The sequence below is a fragment of the Pseudomonas benzenivorans genome (assembly GCF_024397895.1).
GTDB classification, from domain to species: Bacteria; Pseudomonadota; Gammaproteobacteria; order Pseudomonadales; family Pseudomonadaceae; genus Aquipseudomonas; species Aquipseudomonas benzenivorans_A.
Genome location: NZ_CP073346.1, coordinates 4,705,598 through 4,724,623, shown reverse-complemented (window position 1 = coordinate 4,724,623; position 19,026 = coordinate 4,705,598). Strand labels below are relative to the sequence as shown.

Below are 19,026 nucleotides of genomic sequence, written 5' to 3'. Positions count from 1 at the left end.
CCGAGAGCCAGGCGGGCCGCTTCAGGCCGACTCGGCATTGCCCTCATTGAACTGCAAGGCCGCGAGTCGCGCGTACAGGGGATTGCTCGCCACCAGCTCTGCATGGCGGCCGACAGCCACAAGCTTGCCCTGGTCGACCACCGCGATGCGATCGGCGCTTGTGACCGTCGCCAAGCGGTGGGCGATCACCAGGGTGGTGCGCCCCGCCATCAGGCGCGGCAAGGCTTGCTGGACCAGATGCTCGCTCTCGGCGTCGAGCGCACTGGTAGCCTCGTCCAGCAACAGGATCGGCGCGTCGACCAGCAAGGCCCTGGCAATGGCCAGGCGCTGCCGCTGGCCGCCGGACAACCCCAATCCCGCATCGCCGAGGTGAGTCTGGTAGCCATTCGGCAGTTTCATGATGAAATCATGGGCGTGGGCGACCCGCGCCGCCGCCTCCACTTCGGCGTGGTCGGCGCCGGTCTTGCCGTAGCGGATGTTGTCCTCGATGGTGCCGAAGAACAGCGCAGGGCTCTGCGACACCAGGGCAAAGCAGCGCCGCAACTGCTGCGGGTCGAGCCGCTCGATGGCCTGGCCGTCGATCAGAATGCGGCCCTCCTGTGGGTCGAAAAAACGCAGCAGCAGATCAAACAGAGTCGACTTGCCAGCACCCGAGGGGCCCACCAGGGCCAGGGTCTCGCCGGGTGCGACCGCCAGGCTGATCCCGTCGACGGCATAACTGTCCGGCCGCGACGGATAGGCGAAGCGCAGCCCCTGCAGTTCGATTCGCCCCTGGACCGGCTGGCGCAGGGGCACGGCGTCGGCGGCGGGCTTGGTGATCTCGTTGCGCGCCTGAAGCAGCTCGGCGATGCGCTCTGCAGCCCCGGCGGCGCGCTGCAGCTCACCGATCACTTCGCTGAGGGTGCCGAAGGCCGAGCCGACGATCAGGCTGTAGAACACGAAGGCGGCCAACTCGCCGCCGGAGATACGCCCGGCGATCACATCCATGCCGCCGACCCAGAGCATCACCCCGACCGCCCCCAGGACCAGCACGATCACCAGGGTCACCAGCCAGGCGCGCTGGGCGATGCGCTGGCGCGCGGTGTCGAAGGCGGCCTCCACCGACAGGGCGAAACGCCGGCGGTCCTCGGCCTGGTGGTTGTACGCCTGCACGGTCTTGATCTGCCCCAGCACCTCGCCGACATAGCTACCCACATCCGCCACCCGGTCCTGACTCAGACGCGACAGCTGGCGCACCCGCCGGCCGAATATCAGGATGGGCGCCACCACCAACGGCAGCGCCAGCAAGACGATACCGCTCAGCTTGGGATTGGTGACGATCAACAGCGCCACCCCACCCACCAGCATGATGACGTTACGCAGCGCCATCGACAGCGAAGACCCAATCACCGACTGCAGCAGCGTGGTGTCGGCGGTCAGGCGCGACTGGATCTCCGAGCTGCGGTTGCTTTCGTAGAAGCCGGGATGCAGGCCGATCAGGTGGTTGAACACGCGCTTGCGAATATCGGCGACGAAGCGCTCGCCTATCCAGGACACCAGATAGAAACGGACGAAGGTGCCGATCGCCAGGGCTATCACCAGCACGAAGAACAAGCCGATCGAACGCCCCAACGCCAGGGGTGACTGAGTCGCCAGGCCCTGATCCACCAGCAGGCGGATGCCTTGGCCCATGGACAGGGTAATGGCGGCGGTGAACAGCAACGCCAGCAAGGCGCCGGCCACGCGCCAGCGGTAAGGCTCGACGAAACGCCAGGCCATGCGCATGGCGTCTCGTTGTCGGGAGGACAGGAGCCTCATCATGAATGCGTGCGCCGCGACGCCGGGCACGACAGCGCGGCGTACTCAGTCATGCAGAAACCGCCCGGTATGATCGGCATCCGGCACCGTGCAGCGGTCATAGCGACCAAAGAGCGTGTAGCGGTTCTGAGCGACACGGTCGTACAGCCAGTCACGTAGTCGCCGCGGACAGATGCGCAGCAGACCCAAGGCCCGCCAGGGCCAATCAAGCTGGCCGAGGATGCGCAGCACCGCGTCGGAACGCACATACAGCTGACGGCCTTCGATATAGGCCAGGGTATCGAAGCGCTCCAGCGGCAGATCGAACCAGGCAAGCATCGCCTGCCCCTGAGCCGACTGCGCCGAGGCCAGGCGAAACAGCCGCCGGCGGTCATGACGGATCAAAAACCTGGCCCAGCCATTACAGAGCTTGCACAGACCGTCGAACAACACGACCCGCTCGCCCCCTTGGACGATGGGGGGGAATCCGCCTGAACTCATCGATGCCCTCCGGCGTGTCGGTCTTTCTGTCGGTTCAGCTTAAACCCCGGTGCTGAGCGGATACAGCAACTCTTCCTTGTACCCCGCCCAGACCCGCACCGCGTCCGGGAAGGCGTCGTCCAGCTGGACATCGCCGGTATCGACCAGCAGCGGACGGCCTTGCAGGGTTGCAAGCTTGCGTTTGGTCGCCACCACCCGCAGATGATCGAGACCGATGGCCCGCACCACCCTCGGGCTGATCTGCTGATTGCCGCGGCCGAGGATATGGCCCTGGCCGCCGATGGCGGTCACCAGCAGCCGCGCCGGATGATCGGCCACCAGTCCGTGCAGCTGCAGCTCGTTGACATCCTCGGCGATCACCTGGCCGTCCTCGATCACGTCGACGCCGAGCAAGGTGGTTTGCAGCCCCAGATTCTGCGCCAAACCATGCAGGGTCGAACCCGGGCCAAAGACGTAGCGCACCCCAGGCTCCCAGCTGTCCTCCAGCCAGGCGGCCAGGTCGCTCAGCACCAGCTCCTCGGACTCGACGCCGGCCTGCTTGACCTGCTGCACGAAGCCGCCCTCCTCGGGCACGCAGAGTTCGCCGTACCAGCGCGCCGCCACCCGCCCCTCGCGCAGCGCGGTCTCATCGAGGTCACGCACCTCGCCGCTGGCCAGGCGCACCAGTCCGCCCTCGACCAGACGCCGGGTCAGCTCGCCAGCCGCCCGCGGGCTGATGGCATACACCCCGGAATGGATCTTCACCCCGGCCGGTATGCCCAACACCGGCTGATCCTCTCGCACCGCCGCACAGACGTCGCGGGCCGTGCCGTCGCCGCCGGCGAACAGGATCAAGGCGACGCCGGCGTCCTGCAATCGCTCCACCGCCCGGCGCGTGTCGGCCGCGCTGGTCGGGCCGGCGCCCGCCTCTTCGAGCACACGATGGGCAAAGCCCATATCGGCCAGCAGCTCGGCGCCCATGCTGCCCGGAAACGTGAGGAACTCCAGCCGTTCGCGCACCGGCAGCAAGCCCTCCAGCGCCGTGCGCGTGCGCTGCGCTGCCTTGGGCGCGCTACCCAGGGCCAGGGCCTGCGCGGCGACGCCGTCGCTGCCCTTGAGCCCGGCAGGACCGCCCAGGCCGGCCAGCGGGTTGATGATCAATCCCAGGTGAAACCGCGACATAACTACCTCGTTGGACCCTCGCGCTGGCGGCGGGGTAAACTGTTCGTGTTTTTCTGGCACAGCGGGTGCCTGTTCCCTGGCTGATTGTAACTCGCGACGGTTTAACGTCGTCTGAGCCTGTCACCGCCCATTCATTTTGAGCGATTAGACTGCACGCACCCACCGATGAGGAGACACGTCATGAACTCGCCCAAGCAGAGCTCCGAGCACCCGATCAAGCCGGTCGAACCGCAACAGCCGGTCGGTGGTGCCATCATTGACGCCGAAGGCCACGAAGTACCGATCACCGAAGGCATGATCCAGCAGGCCTGCGAAGAACTGGACAAGGAATTCGTGGTACCCGACAGTCAGGCCGAATGACCACAGCCCCTGATTGCAAAGCCCAGGCCCAGCCTGGGCTTTTTATTGCCTGGGCAAAGCCAGGCGCTAGCACAGCGTCGCGCCCAGGGCCTTGACCAACTGCACCAGCTGCGCTGACTCACCCTGCACTGCGACCCGCAGGCCTTCGATTTCGCGGCGTACCGGATAATGTTTGCGCAACGCGTCGAAGCCCCCCCGGCGGCTCGCCTCGTCACCGCCCAGCGTGCGACGAAAATCGGCATCGTCGCGACGCGGGTCGTACACCGCGCGGCACAGCGCCGTCAGCGCCCAGGCCGGATCGGCCCCGGCATCCAGGCTCATCTGTGCCAGCCAGGGCACAGGCATCAGCTCATCCAGGGTCTGCACCGGCTCGCGCCCCAGCTGGCGGCAGGCGGCCTGGTAGATCTGCGCCGTCCCCCGCAGCTTGCCATCCAGGCTATAACCGGCAATGTGCGGGGTGGCGATCTGGCATAGCGCGGCCAGCTCGACATCCACCTGCGGCTCCCCTTCCCAGACATCCAGCACCACCTGCAGGTCGCCACGCCGCGCAAGCAGCTCGCGCAGGGCGGCGTTGGCCACCACCGCGCCACGGCTGGCATTGATCAACCAGCAACCGGTCTTGAGCCGCGCCAAGCGCGCGGCATCGAACAGATGGTGGGTCGGATGCTCACCCTCGCGCGCCAGTGGCGTATGCAGGCTGATGACGTCGCACACCTCGATCAGCTGGTCCAGGTCGACGAAGTCGCCACCTTCGGCGGCCTGCCTCGGCGGATCGCACACCAGTACACGCCAGCCCAGTCCCCGCAGCGCCTCGACCAGGCGCGCGCCGACCTGACCCGCACCGACCACCCCGTAGGTACGCCCGGCCAGGTCCACGCCCTGTCGCTCGGCCAGCGCCAGCAAGCTGCCAAGCACGTAGTCGACCACCCCGCGGGCGTTGCAGCCCGGCGCGCTGGCCCAGCCGATGCCGGCCTGCTGCAAGGCATCCAGCTCGAGGTGATCGGTGCCGATGGTGCAGGTGCCGACAAAGCGCAGGGCACTGCCCTCCACCAGCGCCCGATCGACCCGGGTCACCGAACGCACCAGCAGCAACTCGGCATCGGCCAGGGTCGCGCGATCGATGGCGCGGCCGGGATAGCGACGAATCTCGCCGAAATCGGCGAAGAACTCATCGAGTAGAGGGATGTTTTCGTCCGCGACAATTCGCATGGCAGGGCTCCACAGTTCAGGCGCTCATTCTAAGGCAGCGGCGCCGCCAGCGTCGCCCGCGACTGTACCGCAGAAACAGTTGGCCACTGCGTTTCCTGACCCAAGCGTCAACGGGTAGACTGCGCGGTTTTCCAGAGCGTTAATGGATGACCTCTATGCCCGTCGAACCGCGCCTGCAGCGCGTGCGCACCGAATTGCGCGGCCTGCTGCTATTGGCCACACCGATCATCATCGCCCAGCTGGCGCACACCGCCATGGGCTTTGTCGACACGGTGATGGCCGGCCGCGTCGGCCCACGGGACCTGGCGGCAGTGGCCCTGGGCAACTCGATCTGGGTGCCGGTGTTCCTGCTCATGACCGGCATCCTGCTGGCCACCACGCCGAAGGTGGCGCAACGCTTCGGCGCCGGCGAGCAGGCCGCCATCGGCCCACTGGTGCGCCAGGCGCTGTGGCTGGCGCTGGCCGTGGGCGGCGCTGCCGCCGCGCTGCTGTGGAACGCCGAAGCCATCCTGCACCTGATGGGTATCGAGCCGAAGCTGATCCCCCCCACCATGGGTTACCTGCGCGCGGTGGCCTGCGGGTTTCCAGCGGTGGCGCTGTTCCACGTGCTGCGTTGCTACAGCGACGGCCTCGGTCATACCCGGCCGACCATGGTGCTGGGCCTTATCGGCCTGGTGTTGAATATCCCGCTGAACTACATCTTCATCTACGGCAAGCTGGGCCTGCCGGCCATGGGGGGCGTCGGCTGCGGCTGGGCGACCGCCCTGGTCATGGCCTTCATGCTGTTGGGCATGCTCTGGTGGGTGAAGTGGGCACCCTATTACCAGACCAGCCAGCTGTTCGAGCGTTTCGAACGGCCGCAGTGGCCGGTGATCCGGCCCCTGCTGGCGCTCGGCCTGCCGATGGGCATCGCGGTATTCGCCGAGTCAAGCATCTTCGCGGTGATCGCCCTGCTGATCGGCGGACTGGGCGCCACCGTGGTCGCCGGCCACCAGATCGCCCTGAACTTCAGCTCGATGGTGTTCATGATCCCCTATTCGCTGGGGATGGCGGTCACCGTGCGAGTCGGCCAGGCCCTGGGGCGCCGCGACCCGCGCGGCGCACGCTTCGCCGCCGGCGTCGGCATGGCCAGCGCGCTGACCTATGCCTGCCTGTCCGCCAGCCTGATCCTGTTGCTGCGCGAGCAGATCGTGCAGATCTACAGCCCGGACCCGGCCGTGATCGCCCTGGCCGCCGGGCTGATCGTCTATGCCGCGCTGTTCCAGCTGTCCGACGCCGTGCAGGTCACCGCCGCCGGCGCCTTGCGCGGCTACCAGGACACCCGGGTGACCATGCTACTGACCCTGTTCGCCTACTGGGGCATCGGCCTGCCGGTCGGCTACAGCCTGGGCCTGACCGACTGGTTCGGCGAGCCCAGTGGTCCGCGCGGTCTGTGGCAGGGCCTGGTGGTGGGCCTGACCTGCGCGGCGATCATGCTGGCGCTACGCCTGTCCAGCAGCGCGCGGCGGCATATCCGCGCGGCTAAGCTGGGGCAATGAGCCCCAGATACCTGATTCTGCTGACGACCCTGCTGCTCACGGCCTGCGGCCCGACCGACGAAGGCCTGGCCTTGCAGGCCGACTACCTGCAGCGCCTGAACAACGCGGTCGAAGGCGACGGCGCCGCGGCCTTCCGGCGCGAGCAACTGCTGGCCTACCGCATGCCGCCACGCCGCGAACGACTGATCGACATCCCCGAGATTCGCATCGGCCTGCTCGACCTGCTGATCGGCGTACGCCGCTGCCCGGCCCTGCAGCAACAGATCAGCCTGCGCAACAGCAGTCTCGGCAAGCAGCTGCAGCCGAGCAATCGGCTGGCCTACGAGGGCGACCTGCTGCGCGCCCTGGAAGACTGCCGCAACGCTCTTGTGCGCAGCCCTGACCCGGCGCTGAGCGCCACCCTCGCGGAGCTGGCCGAAGAAAAGCGCCGGCAGCTGCCCGCGGTGTTCTGGAATGCGCTCAATGCCAGCGGCGAGGTCGAACGCTACCTGCGCTTCGCCGACCAGGCCTTGCCCACATCCGCCCAGGAGGACGACGCTGCGCTGGACGCCCTGGCGCAGCTGGCCGCCATTGGCAACGGGCTACCGCAGCGCCTGCCGCCGCCCGTGGCGCAACTCGATCCGCTGCTCTTCGCCCTGCACAGCAGTGTTCAGGGCGGCCAACTCATCACCAGCCTTTCCAGCCTCACGCACACGCTGATTCAGGCCAGCCAGCTGCTGGAAGGCCGCCAGCAGCGCCGGCCGGCCTGCCCCCAGGGCAAACCGACGCCGCGCGGACGAATCCTGCAGAACATCTTCGTCAAGTTCTATGCCGGCGGGCTGCAGCCCTATCTGGCCCAGGTGCATCAGCGCGGCGAGCGCTGGAGTCTGCATCTGCGCCAGCTGAGCGAGGCGCCGCAGGCGCCAGCAGCCACGCGGACCTACCTGCTGAGCCTGGGCGGGGCCGAGGCGTCGCTCTGGGAAATGTTCCAGCAGGCCAACAGGCGCCATGTGCGGGCCTGGCAGCAGACCCTGAAGCGCTGCGGCCTGGCGCCGGGTCAGGCCGGTTGGGAGGGCCAGGCCGCCAGCAGCGACCAATAGGAGGCCGAGAGGTATTCACGCCCCGCCAGCAAGTGATCCAGATAGTCGCGGGCCGGCAGCAGGCCCTCCTGGCGAAAGGCCGGATTGGCGATATACACCCAGGCCGGCTGCACCCCATGGGCGGTCACGATCGCCAGGCGCTCACGACTGTAATAGATAGGCGTGCCTTCGAACGGATCGAGCTTGGCGATCTCCTCCAGTTCAGCCAGGCGATAGAGCACGCCCTCCACCACAGCGTCGCGCTGATGGCGGATGTTGGCATAGGCACATCCCGGACGGTCCACCGCGCGCTTGTTGAAGCACAGCGCATAGCCCGGCAAGCGTCCTGGCATGGCCTCACGCACACTCAGCCCGCGGGCCTGCATGCGCACCGGGTTCATGTTCGAGCCGTAAGCGAAGTACCAGCCCATCAGTCGACCTTCTTGCGTATCCAGTACAGGTAGGTGCCGGCCTCTTCGGCCTGCTCCAGCAGCTCGTGGCCAAGGAACACGCAGAACTTGGGGATGTCGCGGCGGGTCGAGGGATCGGTGGCGATCACCTTGAGCAGGCCGCCGGCTGGAAGGTCGCGGACCTTGTTGTGCAGCATCATCACCGGTTCCGGGCAGTTCAGCCCGGTGGCATCGAGAAGGTCGTCGTGGGTGGCATCGGTTCGCAGGGACATCGGCAGGCTCCATGGACAGGCGGCTATTCTCGCGCAAAGCTGACCTCCAGGTCACCTTAAGCGTGCCAATCGGTCAGGCCACCAGTCGCCGCTGCTCCTGACACAGTACAGAGGACCCGTCCATGCCCCCATTCGCCCCCGCGCAGCACTGGTGTCTGGTGCGCCTGGACGACAACGGCAACGAGTTCGTCGTGCGCAGCGGTCTCAGCCGAGCGGCCGCCGAGGCCCTGGCCCGCGAGTTCGAGGCCCGGGGGCACAAGCAGAGCTACTGGGTCAGGCCGCAGCCTGATAAAGCCGATCCGCCATGACGCCTTCCCGGGATAGTCCCGCTATTTGCCCAGGCGACGCAGGTGGCAGGTGACTTCCTCGCGGTCGTGGTACAGCTGCTTGCAGGCGATCGACACCCTGATCTTGCGCGCCGCGAAGGCGTCCTCGAGCCGCTGCAGCAGGCGGCGCACCTCCGCGTAGCGCTGCTTCATCGGCAGCTTGAGGTTGACCACCGCCTCGCGGCACAGCCCCTCGCCGATCCAGGTTTCCAGCAAGGCGGCGCTGCGCGCGGGTTTCTCGACGATGTCGCAGACCATCCAGTCCACCGTCTGTCGCGGTTTGTAGGTGAAGCCATCGACCATCAGGTGCTGCACCAGTCCGGTATCCATCAGACTCTCGGCCATCGGCCCGTTGTCGATGGCGGTCACCAGCATGCCGCGCCTGACCAGCTGGTAGGTCCAGCCGCCGGGGGCGGCCCCGAGGTCTACGCCGGTCATGTCGCCCGACAGTCGCTCGTCCCACTGCTCGCGCGGAATGAAGGTGTGCCAGGCCTCCTCCAGCTTGAGGGTCGAGCGACTCGGCGCTTCGCGGGGAAACTTCAGGCGCGGGATGCCCATCGGCCACTGGGCGCTATTATTTGCCTCGGCCAGGCCGAGGAACACCTGACGGCCGCTCAGGAAGGTCAGCAGCAGGCGCGGCTTGTGCGGGTCTTCGACCAACTTGCCGGCCTTGGCCAGGGCCTTGCGCAGCGGCGCCTCGAACTTCTTGCAGAAATTCGACAGCTCCTTGCCGTCGTTGGTATCCAGCACTTCCAGCCACAGGCTGCCGCAAGTAGGAACGTCCGCCAGATGCGCCAGCAGCACACTGATGCGGTCGCTTTCCGGCAGTTCGACGAAGGACCCGCGCGCCCACTGCCGAGGAAAGATCAGCCGATTGAAGCGCACCGCGCCCATCAGCCGCTCGGCGCCGTCCGCTTCAGTGCAGATGAACTCGGCATAGGCCGAACTCGGCTTGGCCTTGGCGTAGCCGGCCACCTGCTGATGGGCGGCATGCTCGCTGATCTCCGCGCAGACCTCGTTTTCGAAACCGGGGCGACAGTGCAGTAACAAAGTATTCATTGGGGGCTCTCCTCGAGGCGCGCATTCTAGCGGAGTCGGGAGCCCCAGGTGGCGATGGCCTGTCCTGTTAGATGGCAAGACCCGCCAAGCAGAGCTAGTTTGAAGACTCTGTTGCGTTAAATCCGGCCCGCCGCGTGCGGGCCCCAAGGAGATGCACAATGCCTTCCCTAGATAGCCTGAACAGTCGCCGCAGCCTTGCAGTCGGCAGCGAGACCTACCAGTACTTCAGCCTGCCGGAGGCCGCCAAGACCCTCGGCAACATCGACAAACTGCCGATGTCGCTGAAGGTGCTGCTGGAGAACCTGTTGCGCTGGGAGGACGGCAATACCGTCAGTGGCGATGACCTGCAGGCCATGAGCGACTGGCTGCACAAGCGCAGTTCGGAACGCGAGATCCAGTACCGCCCGGCCCGGGTGCTGATGCAGGATTTCACCGGCGTGCCGGCGGTAGTCGACCTGGCCGCCATGCGCGACGCCATGGCCAAGGCCGGTGGCGACCCGCAGAAGATCAACCCGCTGTCGCCGGTCGACCTGGTCATCGACCATTCGGTGATGGTCGATAAGTTCGCCAGCGAGGCCGCCTTCTCGCAGAACGTGGCCATCGAGATGCAGCGCAATGGCGAGCGCTATGCCTTCCTGCGCTGGGGCCAGCACGCCTTCGCCAACTTCAGCGTGGTGCCGCCGGGCACCGGCATCTGCCACCAGGTCAACCTGGAATACCTCGGCCGCACCGTGTGGACCAAGGAGGAAGACGGCCAGACCTTGGCCTATCCCGACACCCTGGTCGGCACCGACTCGCACACCACCATGATCAACGGCCTCGGCGTGCTCGGCTGGGGCGTCGGCGGCATCGAGGCGGAAGCCGCCATGCTCGGCCAGCCGGTCTCGATGCTGATTCCCGAGGTGATCGGCTTCAAGCTCACCGGCAAACTCAAGGAAGGCATCACCGCCACCGACCTGGTGCTGACCGTCACCCAGATGCTGCGCGGCAAGGGTGTGGTTGGCAAGTTCGTCGAATTCTACGGCGACGGCCTCGCCGACCTGCCGCTGGCCGATCGCGCCACCATCGCCAACATGGCCCCGGAATACGGTGCGACCTGTGGTTTCTTCCCGGTCGATGACATCACCCTGGGCTACCTGCGTCTGTCCGGCCGTCCGGAGCAGAGCGTCAAGCTGGTCGAGGCCTACTGCAAGGCTCAGGGATTGTGGCGCGAACCAGGCGCAGAGCCGCTGTTCACGGACACCATGGCACTCGACCTGGGTAGCGTCGAGGCCAGCCTGGCCGGGCCCAAGCGACCGCAGGACAGGGTTGCCCTGTCACAGGTCAGCAAGGCCTTCGATGAGTTCATGGGGTTGCAGATGAAGCCCAGCCCCAAGGAGGAGAGCCGCCTGCTCAACGAGGGCGGCGGCGGCGCCGCGGTCGGCGGTACCGCGCAGGGCGCCGAGGCCGACTACGAACATGACGGCCAGACCCACAAGCTCAAGGACGGTGCCGTGGTGATCGCCGCGATCACCTCCTGCACCAACACCTCCAACCCCAGCGTGATGATGGCGGCCGGCCTGCTGGCCAAGAAGGCCGTGGAAAAAGGCCTGAAACGCAAACCCTGGGTGAAGAGTTCGCTGGCGCCCGGCTCCAAGGTGGTGACCGACTACTTCAAGGCCGCCGGCCTGACCCAATACCTGGACGAACTGGGCTTCGACCTGGTCGGTTACGGCTGCACCACCTGCATCGGCAACTCCGGGCCGCTGCTCGAGCCCATCGAGAAAGCCGTCCAGGAAAATGATCTGACAGTGGCGTCGGTGCTGTCGGGCAACCGCAACTTCGAGGGTCGCGTTCATCCGCTGGTGAAAACCAACTGGCTGGCTTCGCCGCCGCTGGTCGTCGCCTATGCCCTGGCTGGCAGCGTGCGCATGCACATCGGCGAGGAACCCCTGGGCCACGGCAAGGACGGCAAGCCCGTCTACCTGAAGGACATCTGGCCGAGCCAGAAGGAGATCGCCGAGGCGATCCAGAAGGTCGACACGGCGATGTTCCACAAGGAATACGCCGAGGTGTTCGCCGGCGACGAGCAGTGGCAGTCCATCGAGGTGCCGGACGCCGACACCTACGCCTGGAAGGACGACTCCACCTACATCAAACACCCGCCGTTCTTCGAGAGCATCGCCGACGCGCCACCGCATATCGGCGACATCCATCAGGCGCGGATTCTCGCCCTGCTGGGCGACTCGGTGACCACCGACCACATCTCCCCGGCCGGCAACATCAAGGCTGACAGCCCGGCCGGACGCTACCTGCGCGAGCAGGGCGTCGAGCCGAAAGACTTCAATTCCTACGGCTCGCGCCGCGGCAACCACGAGGTGATGATGCGCGGCACCTTCGCCAATATTCGCATCCGCAACGAGATGCTCGATGGCGAGGAAGGCGGCAACACCCTGCACGTGCCGAGCGGCGAGAAACTGGCCATTTTCGACGCGGCCATGCGCTATCAGGAGGCTGGCACGCCGCTGGTGGTAATTGCCGGCAAGGAGTACGGCACCGGCTCCTCCCGCGACTGGGCGGCCAAGGGCACCAACCTGCTCGGGGTAAAGGCCGTGATCGCCGAGAGCTTCGAGCGCATTCACCGCTCCAACCTGGTCGGCATGGGCGTGCTGCCCCTGCAGTTCAAGGCGGGACAGGACCGTAAGGCGCTGAAGCTGAGCGGCCGGGAAAGCCTGAGCATCTGCGGCCTGGACGGCGTCGACTTGCACCCGCGCATGAACCTGACGGTGGAGATAAAGCGAGAGGATGGTTCCGCCGAACGCTTCGAAGTGCTGTGCCGCATCGACACGGTCAACGAGGTCGAGTACTTCAAGGCCGGCGGCATCCTGCACTACGTGCTGCGTCAGTTGATAGCCGGCGACTGACACGCCCCGCTGAGGCAGGGTTCCGGCCCTGCCACAGGGGCGAGACCCGTCTGCTGATCCAGATCAACCCGTCCCGTCACACAACGTCTGTATATTGCGCTCAACTTCCGGCCGCAACGGCCGACAATTCAGTATCGCCCCCAGGGACTCCGCCCCCATGCGCAACAATCAGCCCATCACCCAGCGTGAACGCAGCTTTCCGGCCAAGCAACGCCTGATTTCCACCACCGACCTCAAGGGCCAGATCAGCTACTGCAACGACGCCTTCGTCGAGGTCAGCGGCTTCACTCGCGACGAACTGTTGCGCGCGCCCCATAACCTGGTTCGCCACCCCGACGTGCCGCCGGCCGTGTTTGAGCACATGTGGAATACCCTCAAGCAGGGCCGCCCCTGGATGGGCATCGTCAAGAACCGCTGCAAGAATGGCGACTACTACTGGGTCGACGCCTATGTCACACCGATACTGGAGAACGGTCAGGTGTGTGGCTACGAGTCGGTGCGGGTCAAGCCCAGCAGCGAGCAGGTCCGCCGCGCCGAGGCGCTTTACCAGCGGCTCAATGCTGGCAAGTCGGCGCTGCCCAGCAGCGACAGCTGGCTGCCGACACTGCAGGACTGGCTGCCCTTCATCCTGATCAGCCAGCTCGGCTTCCTGCTGGGCGCCTGGCTGGACTCCGGCTGGGGCTTGTTGCTTGCTGCCCTGCTTGCCCTGCCGCTGGGCCTGGTCGGCCTTGGCTGGCAGCGCCGCGGTCTCAAAAGTCTCCTCCAGCAGGCTGAGCAGTCCACATCCGATCCTCTGATCGCCCTGATGTACACCGACAGCCGCGGTATCCAGGGCCGCCTGGAGATGGCCCTGTTCAGTCAGCAGGCACGGCTGAAGACTTGCCTGACCCGCCTGCAGGACAGCGCCGAGTACCTGACACAACAGGCGAAGCGAGCCGACGGTCTGGCGCGTAACAGCTCGGCCGGTCTCGACCGCCAGCGCCAGGAAACCGAACAGGTCGCCACCGCGGTCAACGAAATGGCCGCCACCACCCTGGAAGTGGCGAGCAACGTGGCGCGCACGGCGATCGCCACCCAGGAAGCCAACCGCCTGACCGGCGAGGGACGCAAGGTCGCTGCAGAGACCCGTGAGGCCATTCAGCGCCTATCGGTGTCGGTCGGCGAGACCGGCGAGACCGTTACCCGCCTGGCCCAGGACAGCAACGAAATCGGCGGCGTAGTCGACGTGATCAAGGGCATTGCCGACCAGACCAACCTGCTCGCCCTCAACGCCGCCATCGAAGCGGCGCGAGCCGGCGAGATGGGTCGCGGCTTCGCCGTGGTGGCCGACGAAGTGCGCTCGCTGGCCCAGCGCACCGCCGAATCCACCGGACAGATCCATCAATTGATCGCCAAGCTGCAGCGCACCGCCGAAGAGGCGGTAATGACCATGGAAATCGGCCGCAAGCAGGCTGACGACGGCGTCGAGCGCGTGCAGCAGGCCGACCAGGCCCTGGCCGGCATCAGCGATGCGGTGGCCAATATCGCCGACATGGCCAATCAGATCGCCGCCGCAGCCGAGGAGCAGAGCGCGGTGGCCGACGAGATCAACCAGAACATCACCACCATCGCCCACCTGGCCGACCAGACCGCCGGAGAAGCCCAGAGCACGGCTCAGCTTAGCGGCGAGCTGACCGCCACCGCCCAGGGCCAATATTCCCTGGTGGAACGCTTCAACCGCTAGAAGCAAAGGGCGCCCGCCGGCCACGACGCGCGCCCTTCGCTGGCCAGAGGGCCCGATGCCCGGGCCTGGGTCGGACCTGTGATGCGTTGAATCCCCGGACCGCAGCTAGGCGCTCCGGCTATTTTCCTGCGCCACTCGTCGTGTATAACTTGCTCCCTGCCCCTCAATAAACGGCAGGCTTCAAACAGGGACAGAACGCCCTGCCCGCCCCGATAAGCCAGTACGCTCGATCCCGAGATCGGCGCAGCCAAGCTCTGGCGCAAGACGCTTCAGGCCGAGCGCACGTGCTGATCGCATCACGCGTTAACAAGCGACTGAAAGGAATGGAATCCGGTGAGCATGCAACGACACTTCGAATTGCTGGCGCAGTACAACCAGTGGATGAACAACAAGGTCTATGAGGCGGCCAGCAAACTCTCACCCGAGGAACTGTCGAAAGACCGGGGGGCTTACTTCAAGTCCATTCTGGGCACCCTGAACCATCTCATGGTGGGCGATACGATCTGGTTGCAGCGCTTCGCCCAACTCCCGGCATGCGCAAACAGCCTTGAGCCCGCCCGCGACCTGCCCACCCCTTCCGCCCTCGACCAGCTGGTCTGCCGTGATATTGGCCAGCTTTCCGAACAGCGCCGCCAGTTGGACGCGCTCATTTGCACCTGGATCGCCTCCTTGAAGGAGAGCGACCTGGACCAGGTGCTGAGCTACCGGAACATGCAAGACCAGCCGGCCCGGCGACAGTTCTCGAGTTTGCTGCTGCATTTCTTCAACCATCAGCCCCACCACCGCGGCCAGGTCACGACCCTGCTGTCCCAGGCCGGGCTCGACGTGGGGGTTACCGACCTCTTGGCGCTGATTCCGGACCAGCTGAAAGCCTGACGAACCGCTCCTGGTCATTTCGCCTATCTATCCCGTGCCCCCCCCTGAATAATGAACCTTCGCATGGCGCCGGCCAGCTGCCATGACGCCACCTTCGCCTGCAGGCTGACGACGGACAATATGCAGCCTTACTACCGGCGCCACGCCCTCGAATGGCGGCCGCACGACTTTCTGCAAACCTGGCCGGGACTTGAGAGCTACATGATTCTGCTGGCTGAACAGCGCGTCGGCTTTCTGAGCCTCGACACCCATCGAAGCTGTCTGTACCTCCGGGATCTCCAGCTTTCGGCCCAGTTCACCGGTCGAGGCATCGGCACCTGGGCCATGACGCAGGTGACTTCACTCGCGCAAAAACGAGGCTTGCACGCGATACGCCTGAAGGTCTTCAAAGACAATCCGGCACAATCTCTGTACGAACGGCTTGGCATTGTAGTGGCGGGCGACGAGGACCACTTGCTGCCCCTGGAGCGTTGTATCCGCCCAGAACGGCCCGCCGTTTCTTAGGCGTCGGAAGAACGCAGTTCGCCGCCCGATGGCCGTTGCTATCAGCCCCGGCCCGTGCCCCGGTGCATCAACTGGCTCGCCACGGCATCCGCCGCCGCCTGCAGATGCTGCCCATGGGTGAAGCCCGAACGCTTGAGCGGCTTGAGATCATGATCGGCGGCCGCCAGCCAGTGGATACGGACCGCCTCGGCCAATCGGTAAGCGGCTACCGTCTGCGCATCGCCCATGGGGTCGCGCTCACCCTGAACGATCAGGGTGGGTGTCCGCAGCTCAGCCAGATGGGCGACCCGCGGCTTGTCGGCCTTGCCAATGGCATGGAAGGGGTAACCCAGACACACCAGCGCGTCCGCCGCGAGCTCGTCGGCAAGCAAACTGGCCATGCGCCCGCCCATGGACTTGCCGCCGATCGCCAAGGGCCCGTCGACCTGCTGACGCACCCGGGCATAGACCTCGCGCCACTGCTCAAGAAGCCTCGCCTGGGGACTGGGCGGCCGCCTCTTGCCATCCAGCCGGCGCGCCGCCATGTAGGCGAACTCGAAACGCACCACCGCCACGCCCCGCTGGGCGAGCAACTCGGCGATGGCCGTCATGAAGTCGCTGTCCATCGGCGCTCCCGCGCCATGGGCGAGAATGAGGGTCGCCTTGCTCGCGCCTGCCGGTTTGTTCCATAGCCACGCACCTGGGTTTTGCCCGTGTTTCACTTGATCCGCGTCAATACCCGCGCGCTGCCCGTCGCTCATGCTTGCCTCGCCTCGTTGTCCGCCATCCGCTAAGCCGCTGCATCTCGGCCTGGAGGTGGCGAAGCTGATTTCCCCAAAATGGATCGACGCCCAGCATGAGCGCCAAGATCAATTGCTGCACTCACCATATCGGCGCACGCCTGCGAACAATTATGCCTGGGCTGCGCGCCTCATACGGGGGCCATCGCCGCATATCTTCCGGGTACCGACTAATCCCCCCGCCCTAGCTAGAGGCCGTGCCCACCCGCTGGCAAAAAGCGCCAATGCGACCCTGTGTCGCACTTGGCGAACGCGGGACAGGTGTAGGGTTGCGACTAAGCCGAGCCTGCGACCGTCGTCAGGGGCCACAGCGCACGGCAGATAACCTCTCAGCACCTACCCTGAGTAGGTGTACCAGCGCCAAACAAGACACGGCGGAATCTTATTCGATCGCCGGCTGAGGCCCGAAAAGCCTGCATTTCAACGGCTTGCGTCGTTGCAATGACCACCTGCTTTCTCCATACTTGCCGCCGATTTTTGTCCCCTAAAAACTCCATTAACCGTGGAACCCCAGCATGAGCACAGCAATCAGTCAGACTGCTTATAACTACAAGGTGGTCCGCCAGTTCGCCGTAATGACGGTGATCTGGGGGGTCATCGGCATGGGTCTAGGCGTGTTCATTGCCGCACAACTCGTGTGGCCGGAACTCAACCTGGGCATGGAATGGACGAGCTTCGGCCGTCTGCGCCCCCTGCACACCAACGCGGTGATCTTCGCCTTCGGCGGCTGCGCCCTGTTCGCCACGTCCTACTACGTGGTGCAGCGTACCTGCCAGGTACCCCTGGTCTCCAACAGTCTGGCCGCATTCACCTTCTGGGGCTGGCAAGCGGTGATCGTGCTGGCGATCATCACCCTGCCCATGGGCTACACCAGCTCCAAGGAGTACGCCGAGCTGGAGTGGCCGATCGACATCCTCCTGGGGGTGGTCTGGCTGTGCTACGTGGCGGTGTTCTTCGGCACCATCCTCAAGCGCAAGACCAAGCACATCTACGTCGGCAACTGGTTCTTCGGCGCCTTCATCCTGGTGACGGCCATGCTGCACATCGTCAACAGCATGGAAATGCCGGTCAGCCTGTTCAAGTCCTACTCGATGTACTCGGGCGCGACCGACGCGATGATCCAGTGGTGGTACGGCCACAACGCCGTGGGCTTCTTCCTGACCACCGGCTTCCTCGGCATGATGTACTACTTCGTACCGAAGCAGGCCGAGCGCCCGATCTACTCGTATCGCCTGTCCATCGTGCACTTCTGGGCGCTGATCACCCTGTACATCTGGGCCGGCCCGCACCACCTGCACTACACCGCTCTGCCGGACTGGGCCCAGTCCCTCGGCATGGCCATGTCGATCATCCTGCTGGCACCGAGCTGGGGCGGCATGATCAACGGCATGATGAGCCTGTCCGGCGCCTGGCATAAGCTGCGCACCGACCCGATCCTGCGCTTCCTGGTGGTGTCCCTGGCCTTCTACGGCATGTCGACCTTCGAAGGCCCGATGATGGCGATCAAGACCGTCAACGCGCTGTCCCACTACACCGACTGGACCATCGGCCACGTGCACGCCGGCGCTCTCGGCTGGGTGGCGATGATCTCCATCGGCTCGCTGTATCACCTGATCCCGAAGGTCTTCGGTCGCGAGCAGATGCACAGCATCGGCCTGATCAACGCGCACTTCTGGCTGGCCACCATCGGCACCGTGCTGTACATCGCCTCGATGTGGGTCAACGGTATCACCCAGGGCCTGATGTGGCGTGCAGTCAACGAAGACGGCACCCTCACCTACTCCTTCGTCGAAGCCCTGGAAGCCAGCCATCCGGGCTACGTGGTTCGCATGATCGGCGGCGCCTTCTTCGTCACCGGCATGCTGTTGATGGCTTACAACACCTACCGCACCGTGCGTGCCGCCAAGCCGGCTGAATACGAAGCGGCTGCGCAGATTCCCGCCGGAGTAGCTCACTGATGAAACACGAAATCATCGAGAAGAATATCGGCCTGATGGCGCTGCTGATGGTCATCGCCGTCAGCATCGGTGGCCTGACCCAGATCGTCCCGCTGTTTTTCCAGGACGTCACCAACGAGCCGGTCGAGGGCCTCAAGCCCTACACCGCGCTGCAGCTGGAAGGTCGCGACGTCTACATTTCCAACGGTTGCGTCGGCTGCCACTCGCAGATGATCCGCCCGTTCCGCGCCGAGACCGAGCGCTACGGCCACTACTCGGTGGCCGGTGAAAGCGTCTGGGACCACCCCTTCCTGTGGGGTTCCAAGCGTACCGGCCCGGACCTGGCCCGTGTCGGCGGCCGCTACTCGGACGAGTGGCACCGTGCGCACCTGTACAACCCGCGTAACGTCGTGCCCGAGTCGAAGATGCCGTCCTACCCCTGGCTGGTCGAGAACAAGCTCGACGGCAAGGACACCGCCAAGAAGCTGGAAGTCATGCGTGGCTTTGGCATCCCCTACACCGACGAAGACATCGCCGGTGCCAAGGACGCGGTGAAGGGCAAGACCGAGATGGACGCGCTGGTCGCGTACCTGCAGGTTCTCGGCACCTCGATCAGCAGCAAGCGGTAATTCAC

18 protein-coding genes and 1 pseudogene are annotated in these 19,026 nt (G+C 65.6%); 11 read left to right on the top strand and 8 right to left on the bottom strand.

Annotated features, from left to right (window positions below; translation table 11 throughout):
- Positions 1 to 21: 21 nt before the first annotated feature.
- From KDW96_RS21920 to KDW96_RS21910, 3 genes are read right to left on the bottom strand one after another with little or no spacing between them, the layout of a single operon-like run.
- Positions 22 to 1,800, bottom strand: a complete 1,779-nt coding sequence (locus KDW96_RS21920) for an ABC transporter transmembrane domain-containing protein (RefSeq protein ID WP_255838321.1) — start codon at positions 1,798 to 1,800, stop codon at positions 22 to 24.
- Positions 1,801 to 1,842: 42 nt separating this feature from the next.
- Positions 1,843 to 2,277, bottom strand: coding sequence for a thiol-disulfide oxidoreductase DCC family protein (locus tag KDW96_RS21915; protein ID WP_255838320.1), 435 nt, complete (start codon positions 2,275 to 2,277; stop codon positions 1,843 to 1,845).
- Positions 2,278 to 2,316: 39 nt separating this feature from the next.
- The gene (locus KDW96_RS21910) at positions 2,317 to 3,438 is read right to left on the bottom strand and encodes an ATP-NAD kinase family protein (RefSeq protein WP_255838319.1); all 1,122 of its coding nucleotides are present in this window, start codon (positions 3,436 to 3,438) and stop codon (positions 2,317 to 2,319) included.
- Positions 3,439 to 3,618: 180 nt separating this feature from the next.
- Here KDW96_RS21910 and KDW96_RS21905 point away from each other — a divergent pair, with 180 nt between their 5' ends.
- Entirely contained in the window at positions 3,619 to 3,798 is a 180-nt protein-coding gene (locus KDW96_RS21905; RefSeq protein WP_255838318.1) for a PA1571 family protein, read from the top strand.
- Between the two features lie 66 nt (positions 3,799 to 3,864).
- On the opposite strand, the gene pdxB is transcribed toward KDW96_RS21905, so the two are convergent.
- Positions 3,865 to 5,007, bottom strand: coding sequence for a 4-phosphoerythronate dehydrogenase PdxB (pdxB, locus tag KDW96_RS21900; RefSeq protein WP_255838317.1), 1,143 nt, complete (start codon positions 5,005 to 5,007; stop codon positions 3,865 to 3,867).
- Between the two features lie 155 nt (positions 5,008 to 5,162).
- Here pdxB and KDW96_RS21895 point away from each other — a divergent pair, with 155 nt between their 5' ends.
- Together KDW96_RS21895 and KDW96_RS21890 are read left to right on the top strand one after the other, a co-directional pair.
- Positions 5,163 to 6,545, top strand: a complete 1,383-nt coding sequence (locus tag KDW96_RS21895) for an MATE family efflux transporter (protein WP_255838316.1) — start codon at positions 5,163 to 5,165, stop codon at positions 6,543 to 6,545.
- The gene (locus KDW96_RS21890; RefSeq protein WP_255838315.1) at positions 6,542 to 7,624 is read left to right on the top strand and encodes a DUF3080 family protein; all 1,083 of its coding nucleotides are present in this window, start codon (positions 6,542 to 6,544) and stop codon (positions 7,622 to 7,624) included. Before KDW96_RS21895 ends, KDW96_RS21890 begins: the two co-directional genes overlap by 4 nt.
- On the opposite strand, the gene KDW96_RS21885 is transcribed toward KDW96_RS21890, so the two are convergent.
- Both KDW96_RS21885 and tusA read right to left on the bottom strand, forming a co-directional pair.
- Positions 7,582 to 8,034, bottom strand: coding sequence for a gamma-glutamylcyclotransferase family protein (locus tag KDW96_RS21885; protein ID WP_255838314.1), 453 nt, complete (start codon positions 8,032 to 8,034; stop codon positions 7,582 to 7,584). The genes KDW96_RS21890 and KDW96_RS21885 overlap by 43 nt on opposite strands.
- Positions 8,034 to 8,285 carry a sulfurtransferase TusA gene (gene tusA / locus KDW96_RS21880; RefSeq protein WP_255838313.1) on the bottom strand — a complete coding sequence of 84 codons (252 nt, stop codon included), beginning with the start codon at positions 8,283 to 8,285 and terminating at the stop codon, positions 8,034 to 8,036. The genes KDW96_RS21885 and tusA overlap by 1 nt, the downstream gene beginning before the upstream one ends.
- A gap of 122 nt (positions 8,286 to 8,407) precedes the next feature.
- Here tusA and KDW96_RS21875 point away from each other — a divergent pair, with 122 nt between their 5' ends.
- Positions 8,408 to 8,593: a hypothetical protein gene (locus tag KDW96_RS21875; RefSeq protein ID WP_255838312.1), complete on the top strand. Its 186-nt coding sequence runs from the start codon at positions 8,408 to 8,410 to the stop codon at positions 8,591 to 8,593.
- Positions 8,594 to 8,614: 21 nt separating this feature from the next.
- Here the strand turns inward: KDW96_RS21875 and rlmM are convergent, their stop codons facing one another.
- On the bottom strand, positions 8,615 to 9,670 hold the full coding sequence (rlmM, locus tag KDW96_RS21870; RefSeq protein ID WP_255838311.1) for a 23S rRNA (cytidine(2498)-2'-O)-methyltransferase RlmM: 1,056 nt from the start codon (positions 9,668 to 9,670) through the stop codon (positions 8,615 to 8,617).
- 158 nt (positions 9,671 to 9,828) lie between these two features.
- On the opposite strand from rlmM, the gene acnA reads away from it, so the two are divergent.
- The 5 genes and pseudogenes from acnA (at position 9,829) to KDW96_RS21850 (ending at position 15,676) form a co-directional block, all read left to right on the top strand.
- Positions 9,829 to 12,573, top strand: coding sequence for an aconitate hydratase AcnA (gene acnA / locus KDW96_RS21865; protein WP_255838310.1), 2,745 nt, complete (start codon positions 9,829 to 9,831; stop codon positions 12,571 to 12,573).
- 157 nt (positions 12,574 to 12,730) lie between these two features.
- A pseudogene (locus tag KDW96_RS22405) lies at positions 12,731 to 13,012 on the top strand (PAS domain-containing protein); the annotation flags it as partial.
- Between the two features lie 366 nt (positions 13,013 to 13,378).
- Positions 13,379 to 14,296, top strand: coding sequence for a methyl-accepting chemotaxis protein (locus KDW96_RS22400; protein ID WP_440447123.1), 918 nt, complete (start codon positions 13,379 to 13,381; stop codon positions 14,294 to 14,296).
- Positions 14,297 to 14,629: 333 nt separating this feature from the next.
- Positions 14,630 to 15,172, top strand: coding sequence for a DinB family protein (locus KDW96_RS21855; RefSeq protein ID WP_370295252.1), 543 nt, complete (start codon positions 14,630 to 14,632; stop codon positions 15,170 to 15,172).
- A 63-nt stretch (positions 15,173 to 15,235) separates the two neighbouring features.
- Positions 15,236 to 15,676: a GNAT family N-acetyltransferase gene (locus KDW96_RS21850; protein WP_255838307.1), complete on the top strand. Its 441-nt coding sequence runs from the start codon at positions 15,236 to 15,238 to the stop codon at positions 15,674 to 15,676.
- A 41-nt stretch (positions 15,677 to 15,717) separates the two neighbouring features.
- Here the strand turns inward: KDW96_RS21850 and KDW96_RS21845 are convergent, their stop codons facing one another.
- The gene (locus KDW96_RS21845) at positions 15,718 to 16,416 is read right to left on the bottom strand and encodes an alpha/beta family hydrolase (RefSeq protein WP_255838306.1); all 699 of its coding nucleotides are present in this window, start codon (positions 16,414 to 16,416) and stop codon (positions 15,718 to 15,720) included.
- A gap of 554 nt (positions 16,417 to 16,970) precedes the next feature.
- Here KDW96_RS21845 and ccoN point away from each other — a divergent pair.
- On the top strand, positions 16,971 to 18,413 hold the full coding sequence (gene ccoN / locus KDW96_RS21840) for a cytochrome-c oxidase, cbb3-type subunit I (RefSeq protein ID WP_255838305.1): 1,443 nt from the start codon (positions 16,971 to 16,973) through the stop codon (positions 18,411 to 18,413).
- Positions 18,413 to 19,021, top strand: coding sequence for a cytochrome-c oxidase, cbb3-type subunit II (gene ccoO / locus KDW96_RS21835; protein WP_255838304.1), 609 nt, complete (start codon positions 18,413 to 18,415; stop codon positions 19,019 to 19,021). Before ccoN ends, ccoO begins: the two co-directional genes overlap by 1 nt.
- The last annotated feature ends 5 nt before the right edge of the window (positions 19,022 to 19,026 follow it).

Bases quoted from the DNA above. Each gene is read 5' to 3' on its own strand.
- pdxB (WP_255838317.1), bottom strand. From the start codon at position 5,007: ATGCGAATTGTCGCGGACGAAAACATCCCTCTACTCGATGAGTTCTTC.
- ccoO (WP_255838304.1), top strand. From the start codon at position 18,413: ATGAAACACGAAATCATCGAGAAGAATATCGGCCTGATGGCGCTGCTG.
- KDW96_RS21845 (WP_255838306.1), bottom strand. From the start codon at position 16,416: ATGAGCGACGGGCAGCGCGCGGGTATTGACGCGGATCAAGTGAAACAC.
- KDW96_RS21920 (WP_255838321.1), bottom strand. From the start codon at position 1,800: ATGATGAGGCTCCTGTCCTCCCGACAACGAGACGCCATGCGCATGGCC.
- KDW96_RS22400 (WP_440447123.1), top strand. From the start codon at position 13,379: ATGTACACCGACAGCCGCGGTATCCAGGGCCGCCTGGAGATGGCCCTG.
- acnA (WP_255838310.1), top strand. From the start codon at position 9,829: ATGCCTTCCCTAGATAGCCTGAACAGTCGCCGCAGCCTTGCAGTCGGC.
- KDW96_RS21905 (WP_255838318.1), top strand. From the start codon at position 3,619: ATGAACTCGCCCAAGCAGAGCTCCGAGCACCCGATCAAGCCGGTCGAA.
- KDW96_RS21910 (WP_255838319.1), bottom strand. From the start codon at position 3,438: ATGTCGCGGTTTCACCTGGGATTGATCATCAACCCGCTGGCCGGCCTG.
- ccoN (WP_255838305.1), top strand. From the start codon at position 16,971: ATGAGCACAGCAATCAGTCAGACTGCTTATAACTACAAGGTGGTCCGC.
- rlmM (WP_255838311.1), bottom strand. From the start codon at position 9,670: ATGAATACTTTGTTACTGCACTGTCGCCCCGGTTTCGAAAACGAGGTC.
- tusA (WP_255838313.1), bottom strand. From the start codon at position 8,285: ATGTCCCTGCGAACCGATGCCACCCACGACGACCTTCTCGATGCCACC.
- KDW96_RS21890 (WP_255838315.1), top strand. From the start codon at position 6,542: ATGAGCCCCAGATACCTGATTCTGCTGACGACCCTGCTGCTCACGGCC.
- KDW96_RS21915 (WP_255838320.1), bottom strand. From the start codon at position 2,277: ATGAGTTCAGGCGGATTCCCCCCCATCGTCCAAGGGGGCGAGCGGGTC.
- KDW96_RS21895 (WP_255838316.1), top strand. From the start codon at position 5,163: ATGCCCGTCGAACCGCGCCTGCAGCGCGTGCGCACCGAATTGCGCGGC.
- KDW96_RS21850 (WP_255838307.1), top strand. From the start codon at position 15,236: ATGGCGCCGGCCAGCTGCCATGACGCCACCTTCGCCTGCAGGCTGACG.
- KDW96_RS21885 (WP_255838314.1), bottom strand. From the start codon at position 8,034: ATGGGCTGGTACTTCGCTTACGGCTCGAACATGAACCCGGTGCGCATG.
- KDW96_RS21875 (WP_255838312.1), top strand. From the start codon at position 8,408: ATGCCCCCATTCGCCCCCGCGCAGCACTGGTGTCTGGTGCGCCTGGAC.